This window comes from Arthrobacter russicus (assembly GCF_031454135.1).
Classification (GTDB): Bacteria; Actinomycetota; Actinomycetes; order Actinomycetales; family Micrococcaceae; genus Renibacterium; species Renibacterium russicum.
Window position 1 is genome coordinate 3,291,982 of the sequence record NZ_JAVDQF010000001.1, and the last position, 13,252, is coordinate 3,305,233.

General features: G+C 60.3%; 5 protein-coding genes and 3 rRNA genes. All 8 read left to right on the forward strand.

What is annotated here, in order from left to right; genetic code table 11:
* The first annotated feature begins 71 nt into the window (after positions 1-71).
* The 8 genes from JOE69_RS15485 to JOE69_RS15520 all read left to right on the forward strand — a co-directional run bounded on the left by JOE69_RS15485 (position 72) and on the right by JOE69_RS15520 (position 13,239).
* A complete protein-coding gene (locus tag JOE69_RS15485) occupies positions 72-2,336 on the forward strand; it encodes a HelD family protein (protein WP_296364190.1) in 2,265 nt (754 codons plus the stop codon).
* A gap of 55 nt (positions 2,337-2,391) precedes the next feature.
* Entirely contained in the window at positions 2,392-3,705 is a 1,314-nt protein-coding gene (gene tyrS / locus JOE69_RS15490; RefSeq protein WP_309800195.1) for a tyrosine--tRNA ligase, read from the forward strand.
* A 615-nt stretch (positions 3,706-4,320) separates the two neighbouring features.
* Positions 4,321-5,857, forward strand: a 16S ribosomal RNA gene (locus JOE69_RS15495).
* Positions 5,858-6,425: 568 nt separating this feature from the next.
* A 23S ribosomal RNA gene (locus JOE69_RS15500) occupies positions 6,426-9,546 on the forward strand.
* 225 nt (positions 9,547-9,771) lie between these two features.
* A 5S ribosomal RNA gene (rrf, locus tag JOE69_RS15505) occupies positions 9,772-9,888 on the forward strand.
* The 16S, 23S and 5S rRNA genes sit together here, the layout of an rRNA operon.
* A 212-nt stretch (positions 9,889-10,100) precedes the next feature.
* Positions 10,101-11,060 (forward strand): serine hydrolase domain-containing protein, encoded by a 960-nt coding sequence (locus JOE69_RS15510; protein WP_309800198.1) that lies wholly within the window; start codon positions 10,101-10,103, stop codon positions 11,058-11,060.
* Between the two features lie 14 nt (positions 11,061-11,074).
* Positions 11,075-11,557 carry an SRPBCC domain-containing protein gene (locus JOE69_RS15515; protein ID WP_309800200.1) on the forward strand — a complete coding sequence of 161 codons (483 nt, stop codon included), beginning with the start codon at positions 11,075-11,077 and terminating at the stop codon, positions 11,555-11,557.
* Between the two features lie 59 nt (positions 11,558-11,616).
* Positions 11,617-13,239 carry a hypothetical protein gene (locus JOE69_RS15520; protein WP_309800201.1) on the forward strand — a complete coding sequence of 541 codons (1,623 nt, stop codon included), beginning with the start codon at positions 11,617-11,619 and terminating at the stop codon, positions 13,237-13,239.
* Positions 13,240-13,252 lie beyond the last annotated feature (13 nt).

Below are 13,252 nucleotides of genomic sequence, written 5' to 3' on the forward strand. Positions count from 1 at the left end.
CGCGCCTGTTTCATTTCAGTTCATTGAAATAGCTGTAGAATGGACGGTCTGCTGGCTGAAAGGATGCCCCAATGCTTGAGGCTGAACCAACACATCACCACACCGGCAAAGCCCGTGAAGAGCTGGCGCATGAGCGCGAGTACGTTGCCGGGCTGTATGCAAGGCTGGATGAGTTGCGCGAGGAGAAACTCGAGCAACTGGGGGAGGTGCGCCGCAACACCGCGGTGGGTTCGCATCAGAACCGGTCGGAGCGGGATGCCTTCGCGTCGTTGTACGAAGACCGGTTGGCGCAGTTGAACGCGGTCGACGACCGGTTGGTCTTCGGACGGCTGGACCTCGATTCGGGTGAACAGCGGTACATCGGCCGGATCGGTTTGTCCACCGAAGACCTCAAACAGCTCATGGTGGATTGGCGGGCGCCGGAAGCCGGCACGTTTTACCAGGCGACCGCCTTCGAGCGGCAAGGCGTCCGCCGTCGTCGGCATCTGATCTTGCAGAACCGGCAGGTCAAAGCCATCGAAGACGATGTGCTCGATCCGCAAATGCTCAGCGATTCCGAAGCCCTGCAGGGTGAGGGGGCGCTGCTCGCGGCGCTCAATTCCAAACGGACCGGGCGGATGAGCGACATCGTCGGCACCATCCAGGCCGAACAGGACCGGGTGATCCGATCGCCTTTGGCCGGAGCCCTCGTGGTGCAAGGCGGCCCGGGGACCGGGAAGACTGCAGTCGCGCTGCACCGGGCGGCTTATTTGCTGTACACCCACCGGGATCGGCTGAAGTCCGCCGGAGTGCTCCTGGTGGGTCCGTCCTCCTCGTTCATGACCTATATCGAAAGAGTGCTGCCTTCGCTCGGCGAGACCGGTGTGGTGATGGCGAACCTGGGCCGCTTGATGCCGGGCATCAACGCCGTCGGCACCGAAGCCCCGGAAATCGCGGAGATCAAGGGCCGGGCGCTGATGGCCACGGTGATCGGCCGAGCGGTCGGGAACCGGCAGCGGATCCCGGCCGAAGACCGGGTGCTGGACGTGGAGGGGCAGAAGATCGTGCTGACCCCGAAACAGGTGCGCCGGGCCCGTGACAAGGCGCGGGCCACTGGGAAGCCGCACAACGAAGCCCGGCTGACTTTCGTGAAGATCCTGTTGCGTGAGCTGACCGAACAACTGACCGAGATCGTGGAAGGCAAGTCGATCGGCAACAGTGCTGACCGTTCGTATCTGGCCGAAGACGTGCGGGCATCCCGGGATGTGCGGATTGCTTTGAATTTGGCGTGGATGCCGATGTCGCCGGAGAAGCTGGTGACCGAGCTGTTCGCCAAACCGGCCTTGCTCGAGGCCGCGGCGCCGGAATTGGGTGCGGCAGAACGCGAAGCGCTGTACCGGGAACCGGGCCGGCCGTGGACCGAGGCGGATGTCCCGCTGCTCGACGAAGCTGCGGAACTGCTCGGTGAATTGGATGCCTCCGGCGGCCGGGATGCGGCAGCCCGGGAAGCCGAGCGCAAACGGGACATCGCCAATGCCGAGCGGACGCTGGAAAACGTCCAGCAATCGCTCGAAGACGTGGGGGTGGACGGCGTGCTCAGCGCGGAGGACCTGGCGGAGCACAATGCGGTCCAGGCCGAGCAGTTCACCGCTGCCGAGCGTGCCGTGCTGGACCGGAATTGGGCCTTCGGGCACGTGGTGGTCGATGAGGCGCAGGAACTCTCCGCGATGCAGTGGCGGTTGTTGGTCCGGCGTTGCCCGATGAAATCCTTCACCATCGTCGGCGACATTGCGCAGACCTCGGCCGCGGCCGGGGCTTCGTCCTGGCAACAGGCCCTGTCGCCGCATTTCGGCGATCGGTGGCAGCTCGAAGAGCTCACCGTGAATTACCGCACGCCGGCCCAGATCGCCGAGGCCGCCGCGCGGATGGCCAATGCGGCCGGGCAAGTGGTTTCCGCACCGAAGGCCGTGCGCGACGGCGTGTGGCCGCCGATCATCGATCGGGTCGCCGATCTGCAGCAAGCATTGTTGACCGCGATGCCGGAGGAATTGGCCGCAGTCGACGGCGGACTGCTCGCGGTGATCGCCGCGCCGCACCGGGTCGCCGGTTTGGCCAAGGCCCTGCGCGCCGAATTCGGCAAACGGGTGGGCCATGGCGCCGGTTCCCTGGAACAGGACATCGTGGTGATCGATCCGCACGAAGCCAAAGGACTCGAGTTCGACGGTGTGGTGATCGTGGAACCGGCCGAACTGGTTTCGGCGGGCCGGGTCGGCGATCTCTATGTCGCGATGACCAGGCCCACGCAGCGGTTGCGTCTGCTCAGCAGCACCGCGCTGCCGGCCGGCATCGAGTCCTGAAGCTTCCCGCAGCGCGCAGTCGGCAGCTGCTGCAGAGCGCTGCTACGGTTGTCTTGTGTCACAAGCAACCGAATTCACTGCACAGCAGAACGATGCCAGTTTCGACAATATCTGGCAGGAACTCCTCTGGCGTGGCCTGATCCAGGTCTCCACCGATCAGGCCGAGCTGGAAAAGACTTTGAGCACCGAATCGGTGACCTACTATTGCGGTTTCGATCCGACTGCGGCGAGCCTGCACCTGGGGCATCTCGTCCAGTTGCTGCTGATGCGCCGGCTGCAGTTGGCCGGACACAAGCCGTTGGCCCTGGTCGGCGGCTCCACCGGGATGATCGGCGACCCCCGGCCCACTACGGAACGTTCCATGCAGACCAAGGAACAAGTCGCGGAATGGGTAGCCGACATCCAGGCCCAAGTGCAGCCTTTCCTCTCCTTCGAAGGGGACAACGCCGCCCGGATGGTCAACAACCTGGATTGGACCGCTCCGATGAGCGCGATCGACTTCCTGCGGGAAGTCGGCAAGCACTACCGGGTGGGCACCATGATCAAAAAAGACATCGTGGCCTCCCGGCTGAACTCGGACGAAGGCATTTCCTACGCCGAATTCAGCTACCAGATCCTGCAAGGCCTGGATTTCCTGGAACTGTTCCGGCAGTACGGATGCACCCTGCAGACCGGGGGATCGGACCAGTGGGGGAACCTGACCTCCGGAACCGAGCTGATCCGCAAGGCAGCGGGCGGATCCGTGCATGCCATCGGGACGCCGCTGATCACGAATTCCGACGGCACCAAATTCGGCAAGAGCGAAGGCAACGCGATCTGGCTCAATCCGAAAATGACCAGCCCGTACGAGTTCTACCAATTCTGGCTCAACACCGCCGACGCCGACGTCGCCGAGCGGCTGCGGATCTTCACCTTCCGTTCCCGGCAGGAGATCGAGGAGCTGGCCCGGGCCACCGAGGAGCGGCCGCATGAGCGCGCCGCGCAGAAAGCGTTGGCCTGGGATGTGAACAGCTTGGTGCACGGGGTCGAGGCGACGGAGAAGGTCATCGCTGCCTCGGCTGCGATCTTCGGCAACGGCGAGTTGTCCGACTTGGACGAGAGCACGCTCCGGGCCGCGACGGCGGAATTGCCGCACACCGAGGTAGCACAGTCCGGTTTGGGCATCGTGGAGCTATTGGTGGCTTCCGCTTTGGTGGACAGCAACTCGGCGGCCCGCCGGACGATTGCCGAGGGCGGAGCGTACGTGAACAACCGAAAAGTCACCGACGCCGACGCCGTGATCGACCCGACGGCCTTGCTGCACGGACGCTACCTGTTGGTGCGGCGCGGCAAGCGCACCATGGCGATCGTCGAAGTGCTTGGCGGCTGAACATCCGCACTCGAGAGCAGCAGCGTTTCAGATAGTGTCCCGCTCTTGCGATAGCGCGCTGGCTGACAGGCGGCTATCGCAAGAGCGAAACACTATCCAAAAGCCCGAGATTCCGCGGATTTTCGACGTGGCCGGAGCTCGATTTGCACGAGCGTCGGAGAGTGTGTAAAGTTTTCTGAGTCGCCCGCTGAGGGGCACGGATACGACGGTCTGGAACATGACCGGGTAACCTGCCGTAGCGGAGGCCAAACCCCTTCCAAATCTAGTTGCGATTCTGTGTGCGCCATTGCGGCCAAGAGCAGATGAGCTTCAATTTTTGGTGGGTTCATTTATGAATTTCTGGTAAATTCCGATGAAAATCGCGGATTTGACAAGAAAGAAATGAATGAAATAAGCTAGTAACAACGCAGCAAGGAAAACTGAAGAAAAGAAAGTTTAAATAACTTTCGAATTATTCAGAGAATTACTTGGATGTGCCTGTTGTTTGAGAACTCAATAGTGTGTTTTGTTTTTTGTTGATACCAATTGTTTTGTTTTTTGGTATTTGCTCATGGTTGTCACACCCCGTGTGGCAAGTTGTGGGTTGATGCTGGGAAAGAGTTTTTTGTAATGAATTTTACGGAGAGTTTGATTCTGGCTCAGGATGAACGCTGGCGGCGTGCTTAACACATGCAAGTCGAACGATGAACCTGTGCTTGCACGGGGGATTAGTGGCGAACGGGTGAGTAACACGTGAGTAACCTGCCCTTGACTTCGGGATAAGCCTGGGAAACTGGGTCTAATACTGGATACGACCTCTCATCGCATGGTGTGGGGGTGGAAAGTTTTTGCGGTTTTGGATGGACTCGCGGCCTATCAGCTTGTTGGTGAGGTAATGGCTCACCAAGGCGACGACGGGTAGCCGGCCTGAGAGGGTGACCGGCCACACTGGGACTGAGACACGGCCCAGACTCCTACGGGAGGCAGCAGTGGGGAATATTGCACAATGGGCGAAAGCCTGATGCAGCGACGCCGCGTGAGGGACGACGGCCTTCGGGTTGTAAACCTCTTTCAGTAGGGAACAAGGCATCATTTTTGTGGTGTTGAGGGTACTTGCAGAAGAAGCACCGGCTAACTACGTGCCAGCAGCCGCGGTAATACGTAGGGTGCAAGCGTTATCCGGAATTATTGGGCGTAAAGAGCTCGTAGGCGGTTTGTCGCGTCTGTCGTGAAAGTCCGGGGCTCAACTCCGGATCTGCGGTGGGTACGGGCAGACTAGAGTGATGTAGGGGAGACTGGAATTCCTGGTGTAGCGGTGGAATGCGCAGATATCAGGAGGAACACCGATGGCGAAGGCAGGTCTCTGGGCATTAACTGACGCTGAGGAGCGAAAGCATGGGGAGCGAACAGGATTAGATACCCTGGTAGTCCATGCCGTAAACGTTGGGCACTAGGTGTGGGGGACATTCCACGTTTTCCGCGCCGTAGCTAACGCATTAAGTGCCCCGCCTGGGGAGTACGGCCGCAAGGCTAAAACTCAAAGAAATTGACGGGGGCCCGCACAAGCGGCGGAGCATGCGGATTAATTCGATGCAACGCGAAGAACCTTACCAAGGCTTGACATGAACCGGAAAGGCGTAGAAATACGTCCCCCACTTGTGGTCGGTTTACAGGTGGTGCATGGTTGTCGTCAGCTCGTGTCGTGAGATGTTGGGTTAAGTCCCGCAACGAGCGCAACCCTCGTTCTATGTTGCCAGCACGTGATGGTGGGGACTCATAGGAGACTGCCGGGGTCAACTCGGAGGAAGGTGGGGATGACGTCAAATCATCATGCCCCTTATGTCTTGGGCTTCACGCATGCTACAATGGCCGGTACAAAGGGTTGCGATACTGTGAGGTGGAGCTAATCCCAAAAAGCCGGTCTCAGTTCGGATTGGGGTCTGCAACTCGACCCCATGAAGTCGGAGTCGCTAGTAATCGCAGATCAGCAACGCTGCGGTGAATACGTTCCCGGGCCTTGTACACACCGCCCGTCAAGTCACGAAAGTTGGTAACACCCGAAGCCGGTGGCCTAACCCCTTGTGGGAGGGAGCCGTCGAAGGTGGGACTGGCGATTGGGACTAAGTCGTAACAAGGTAGCCGTACCGGAAGGTGCGGCTGGATCACCTCCTTTCTAAGGAGCACCAAACATCTGGCTGGTTTCCGCATGGATTCTGGTGTGGGTGTGAGGAGTTAAAGCCCATTGCGAGGACGTATGTTTCTCGGTGGGTGCTCAAGGGTGGAATATCAACAAAATTTTACTGAAGCGCTGGTTTTGCTGGTGTGGAGGTTTTGCTTCTGGGATTGTTCTCGGGTTGGTCGCTTAGTACGCTTTTTCCTTCGGGGAGGGGTTGGAACGGTGGTTGGTTTGGGAGGTTCTAGGGGTTACAGAACACACTGTTGGGTCCTGAGGCAACAGGCGCCCTGCTGGTCTTTGCTGGTGTCGCCCTTTTTTGGGGTGGTGTTGGTGGGGGTTGTGCGGGGTTTGTTGTTTCGTTTTCCCTCTCTGCTGATCAATCTGTTGAAGCCTGTTTATTCGGGTGGGTTGTGTGTGGGGGTGGGGTTGTTGTTTGAGAACTGTATAGTGGACGCGAGCATCTTAAAGACAAAGCAATTTGTCATTTAGAGCAATTTTTGCATCATGGTCTGGCATCTTTCGGGGTGTCCGGGGTGTGGTGCGAGTTTTAGCTCTGGTTTTTGTGGTTCAAGTTTTTAAGAGCACACGGTGGATGCCTTGGCATTAGGAGCCGAAGAAGGACGTAGGAATCTGCGATAATCCTCGGGGAGTTGATAACCGAACTTTGATCCGAGGGTGTCCGAATGGGGAAACCCCGCTGCCTGTTATGGGTAGTGACCCACATCTGAACACATAGGGTGTGTGGAGGGAACGTGGGGAAGTGAAACATCTCAGTACCCACAGGAAGAGAAAACAATAGTGATTCCGTCAGTAGTGGCGAGCGAACGCGGATCAGGCTAAACCGTTCATGTGTGATACCCGGTAGGGGTTGCATGGTCGGGGTTGTGGGACATACCGTTCCAGTTCTACCGGACTGGTGAGGTGAGAGTGTAGGCATAGGTGAACGGTCTTGAAAGGCCGGCCAGAGAGGGTGTAAGCCCCGTAACCGAAATGTTTGTACACCGCCTGGAATGTATCCCAAGTAGCACGGGGCCCGAGAAATCCCGTGCGAATCTGTCAGGACCACCTGATAAGCCTAAATACTCCCTAATGACCGATAGCGGACAAGTACCGTGAGGGAAAGGTGAAAAGTACCCCGGGAGGGGAGTGAAATAGTACCTGAAACCGTGTGCTTACAATCCGTCGGAGCAACCTTGTAGTTGTGACGGCGTGCCTTTTGAAGAATGAGCCTGCGAGTTAGTGCTCAGTGGCGAGGTTAACCCGTGAGGGGCAGCCGTAGCGAAAGCGAGTCTGAATAGGGCGAATGAGTCGCTGGGTCTAGACCCGAAGCGGAGTGATCTACCCATGGCCAGGTTGAAGCGACGGTAAGACGTCGTGGAGGACCGAACCCACTTCAGTTGAAAATGGAGGGGATGAGCTGTGGGTAGGGGTGAAAGGCCAATCAAACTCCGTGATAGCTGGTTCTCCCCGAAATGCATTTAGGTGCAGCGTTGCGTGTTTCTTACTGGAGGTAGAGCTACTGGATGGCCGATGGGCCCTACAAGGTTACTGACGTCAGCCAAACTCCGAATGCCGGTAAGTGAGAGCGCAGCAGTGAGACTGTGGGGGATAAGCTTCATAGTCGAGAGGGAAACAGCCCAGACCACCAACTAAGGCCCCTAAGCGTGTGCTAAGTGGGAAAGGATGTGGGATTGCTCAGACAACCAGGAGGTTGGCTTAGAAGCAGCCACCCTTGAAAGAGTGCGTAATAGCTCACTGGTCAAGTGATTCCGCGCCGACAATGTAGCGGGGCTCAAGTACACCGCCGAAGTTGTGGATTTCATATATTGGTAAGCCTTCGTGGTTCAGCCGTATGGAGTGGTAGGGGAGCGTCGTGTGGGCAGTGAAGTCGCGGTGTAAACCAGCGGTGGAGCCTACACGAGTGAGAATGCAGGCATGAGTAGCGAAAGACGGGTGAGAAACCCGTCCGCCGAATGATCAAGGGTTCCAGGGTCAAGCTAATCTGCCCTGGGTAAGTCGGGACCTAAGGCGAGGCCGACAGGCGTAGTCGATGGACAACGGGTTGATATTCCCGTACCGGCGAAGAACCGCCCATACTGAGCAGGTGATACTAACCGCCAGAAGCATGACCGATCACCCTTGTGGTGTGAGGTTTTTTGTGGATCGCGGGACCTGAGCCTGGGAGGTAAGCGTATTAACAGGTGTGACGCAGGAAGGTAGCCGAGCCGGGCGATGGTTGTCCCGGTCTAAGCAGGTAGGCCGTTTCCTAGGCAAATCCGGGAAACATTAAGGCTGAGACGTGATGGGACCCCCTTACGGGGGAATTCGGTGATCCTATGCTGCCAAGAAAAGCATCGACGTGAGGTTCCAGCCGCCCGTACCCCAAACCGACACAGGTGATCAGGTAGAGAATACTAAGGCGATCGAGAGAATTATGGTTAAGGAACTCGGCAAAATGCCCCCGTAACTTCGGGAGAAGGGGGGCCCGGACCGTGACACACACTTGCTGTGTAGAGCGGGCAAGGGCCGCAGAGACCAGGGGGAAGCGACTGTTTACTAAAAACACAGGTCCGTGCGAAGTCGCAAGACGATGTATACGGACTGACTCCTGCCCGGTGCTGGAAGGTTAAGAGGACCGGTTAGCTCTTCGGAGCGAAGCTGAGAATTTAAGCCCCAGTAAACGGCGGTGGTAACTATAACCATCCTAAGGTAGCGAAATTCCTTGTCGGGTAAGTTCCGACCTGCACGAATGGAGTAACGACTTCCCCGCTGTCTCAACCATAAACTCGGCGAAATTGCACTACGAGTAAAGATGCTCGTTACGCGCAGCAGGACGGAAAGACCCCGAGACCTTTACTATAGTTTGGTATTGGTGTTCTAAGTGGTTTGTGTAGGATAGGTGGGAGACTTTGAAGCCGACACGCCAGTGTTGGTGGAGTCATCGTTGAAATACCACTCTGGCCACTTGGGACTCCTAACTTCGGCCCGTAATCCGGGTCAGGGACAGTGCCTGATGGGTAGTTTAACTGGGGCGGTTGCCTCCTAAAAAGTAACGGAGGCGCCCAAAGGTTCCCTCAGCCTGGTTGGCAATCAGGTGACGAGTGTAAGTGCACAAGGGAGCTTGACTGTGAGAGCGACAGCTCGAGCAGGGACGAAAGTCGGGACTAGTGATCCGGCGGCACATTGTGGAATGGCCGTCGCTCAACGGATAAAAGGTACCTCGGGGATAACAGGCTGATCTTGCCCAAGAGTCCATATCGACGGCATGGTTTGGCACCTCGATGTCGGCTCGTCGCATCCTGGGGCTGGAGTAGGTCCCAAGGGTTGGGCTGTTCGCCCATTAAAGCGGTACGCGAGCTGGGTTTAGAACGTCGTGAGACAGTTCGGTCCCTATCCGCTGCGCGCGCAGGAAATTTGAGAAGAGCTGTCCTTAGTACGAGAGGACCGGGACGGACGAACCTCTGGTGTGTCAGTTGTACTGCCAAGTGCATCGCTGATTAGCTACGTTCGGAAGGGATAACCGCTGAAAGCATCTAAGCGGGAAGCCCACTTCAAGATGAGATTTCCATACACTTTATGTGTGAGAGGCCCCCAGCCAGACCACTGGGTTGATAGGCCGGACGTGGAAGCAAGGACTAACGACTTGTGAAGCTGACCGGTACTAATAGGCCAACAACTTACAACCACACCTCACTGGTAAACCCATCCTTCAAAAGGGGTTCACCATCAACGGTGGGTAAAAAACCTGCATGCACGCGTCCACTCTACGGTTCCCAACCAACAAACCCACCACAAGGGTTTCAACCACCCAAGGGAAACACAAAAAAGCACGATACAATTACATACACGCAACACCAAAACACTTCACACCACCCACCCCACACACGGGAACCGGGCCGGTGAAAAAGAGTTACGGCGGCCATAGCGTGGGGGAAACGCCCGGACCCATCCCGAACCCGGAAGCTAAGACCCACAGCGCCCATGGTACTGCACTCGCGAGGGTGTGGGAGAGTAGGACACCGCCGGACAACACCACACGCGAAGACCTTCCAGCAAAGACGCCGGAAGGTCTTCGCCATTTAAACAACACCACCCACCACCCACCACCCACCACCCACCACCCACCACCCACCACCCACCACCCACCACCCACCACCCACCACCCACCACCCACCACCCACCACCCGGCCACGGCCGGGCGCAATTCGCGCAGTAACAACGACGGCCAGCCGCGAACTAAGTGGTCTCCAGCACGGCCGGCAACTCGGCGGAGTTCACCGTGGAAGCGGAGGCTGCTTTCGGATTCGCCCACCGGGGGTACCGGGTGCCGAATTCGCTGGACACCAGATTCGCGATCGCCAGCGGAACCAAGGGGCTAACCGCGTTGGCCGTGGCCGGGCTGATCCGACTGGGCATACTGGATTTCAACACTCCGGCCCGACAGCTGCTGGGCCGCGACCTGCCGTTGATCGACGACCAGGTGACGGTTGGCCAGGTCTTGGCGCACCGGTCCGGGACCGACGACTATTTCGATGAAGAAGCGGCCGGCTCGATTACCGACTATGTGCTCCCGGTGCCCGTGCACCAGCTGGTGGGAAGTGAGGACTACCTCCGGGTTTTGGATGGGTTCCCGCAGAAGTTCCGCCCGGATGAACGTTTTTCCTACTGCAACAGCGGCTATGCGGTCTTGGCCCTGCTGGCCGAGCGCGCGAGCCGGTTGCCCTTCGCCGAGCTGCTCGAGAGTTTGGTCTGCCGACCTGCCGGCATGCTGCGGACCGGGTTTGTGCGTTCCGACGAACTTCCTGCCGACGCGGCAATCGGGTATCTGCCGTTGCCCGACGTCGACCGCAGCAATGTTTTCCACCTGCCGGTGCTAGGCAGCGGGGACGGCGGGCTCTATTCGACGAGCGGAGATCTCCGCCGGTTCTGGTCCGCGCTGTACTCGGGTGCGATAGTGCCGGCAGAGCTGCTCGGCGAACTGTTTCAGCCGCAGAGCGAGATTCCGGACCGCGGACTGGCCTACGGACGGGGATTCTGGCTCCGTCCGGAGACCGGCACCGTGATCTTGGAAGGATACGACGCGGGGGTTTCGTTTCGGAGCTGGCGTGATCCGGTGGCCCAGCGCACGGTGATCGTGCTGGCGAACAGCTCCGATGGCGCCTGGCCGATGGCCGCCGCGATCGCGGACTTCTTCCGCTGACTTAAGCTGGATCCATGGATGGCTTGTTTTCCCATGCTGCGGCAGCCGATCAGCCGGTTCCGGAGCATCGCACCCGCACCGTCGCCGTTTCGGTGCCGGTGCCCCCTGCCGAAGCTTTTGCCGCGTTCACTGATCTGATCCATCTTTGGTGGCCGATGGAACTGCACAGCGCCTACGGCCCGGGCAGCCATCTGGGCTTCGAGGCGCAGGCTCTGGTCGAAGAGTCCGACGACGGACGGGAGCAGGTCTGGGGCGCCGTACGGAGCTGGGCACCGCCGTCGTCCTTGGTCCTGGACCTGGGGTTCGGCGTGGGGCCCGGCGAACCGAGCCGGGTGCGGGTCGACTTCGACGCCGAATCGGGCGGAACCGCGGTCGCGGTCGCGGTGGACGGCGGATCGCGTACTGCGGGCAGCGTGGACTGGGAACCGGTCTTGCGCCGGTTCGCCCGGTTCATGGGGGTGGCCGGGGCATCGCTTAGAATAGACCCGGAAGAGTGACGATAGATCAATAGGGGAGAACCAGTCGGCAGGCTGGATTCGCAGGACGAGGAGCAATCATGACTGAGCACAATGGCAACGACCGGGGGCAGGGCCCCCGGCGCGGCGGTGAGCGTTCTTCGTCCGACACACCCCGGGGCGGCCGCGAATTCTCCGGGAAAGCGCCGCGGCAAGGCGGTGGGCGGCCGGCGAAAACCGGCCGGGACAACGCCGGCCGAGATCAGCCGGGCCGCGGCCCCTGGAAGCCACGCACCGGGGACGCTCCGGGATTCCGCAAGACCGAGCAGGATCGTCGGGGCCGGACGGAAGGCGGGAGCGCATCTGGGCGCCCGAGCCGCGACGGCGAACGATTCGGCAAGCGCCCGGACCGTGAATTCCCGGCCCGCTCCGAGGGGCGCCGGCCCGAACGCAGAACCGACGAGCAGCCGGAACGGGCCGGTGGTTGGAAACCGCGCAGTTCCGAAGGTCCACGCGGCGGCGGTTCGGAACGCCGGAGCTTCACCCGCGATTCGAATGGCTACGGCCGGCCCGGGTCTGCCCGGGACCAGGCCGGTTCGGGTCGGCGCAGCCAGGCCGCGGACGGCCCGCGGCGCGAGGGCTTCAAGCGGGACACGCCGGATCGGGAAAATCGCAACCGGGACGGCCAGAGCCGCGACGGGCAGCGGAGCGCGCCATGGAAATCCCGCAGTGGCGACCCGTCGGCTGCGCCCGGGCGCGAACGGCCCTTCAAACGCGATGCCAATGGGTACCGCAGGCCCGACGGCGACGAACCGCGTGCCTCGGAGGCACGTGCCGAACGTGCTCCCCGCGATGACCGGCGTACCGATGACCGGCGTACCGATGACCGGCGTACCGATGACCGGCGTACCGATGACCGGCGTACCGATGGCCGGCGCACTGATCCGCCGGCCCGGGTGCACAACCCACGGGATCTGCGCAGTGCCAACCGTCCGGATCGCGAGCGGTCTCCGGAAATCGACGAGGGTGTCACCGGGGCAGAGCTGGACCGGGTGACCCGGGCCCAGCTGCGCACCCTGGAATCGAAAAACGGCGAATGGGTGGCCAAACACCTGGTCATGGCGGGCCGATTGATCGACGATGACCCGGAATTGTCCTTCCAGCATGCGCTGGCCGCCAGCCGCCGCGGCGGACGACTGGCCGCGGTGCGCGAAGCGGTGGGCCTGACCGCCTACGCGGCGGGGCACTATGCCGAGGCGTTGCGCGAGTTCCGCACCTACCGGAGGATCTCCGGATCGAATGTGCATTTGCCGTTGATGGCGGACAGCGAACGCGGTCTCGGCCGGCCGGACCGGGCCCTGGATGTGGCCCGTAGCGAGGAAGCCAACCAGTTGGACAGCGCGGGCCAGGTCGAACTGGCGATCGTGGTGTCCGGAGCCCGGGCCGACCTCGGACAGAAAGATGCCGCGCTGGCAGCACTGGAAATCAGCCAGCTCGACAAGAACCGGGCCTTTTCCTATTCGCCGAGGCTGTTCCGGGCCTATGCAGATGCCCTGGCCGCAGTCGGTCGGGACTCCGAAGCAGCGTCTTGGCGCAGCCAGGCAGCTTTGGCGGACCAGGCCCTCGGCGCAGATCTGGAACCGGAGATCATCGACCTGGACGAAGCGGCCGATGACGACTTGGACGCCGGATCGGATGCGGATCCGGCAGTTGCCGAACGCTGAGCGGAAGGCCGGC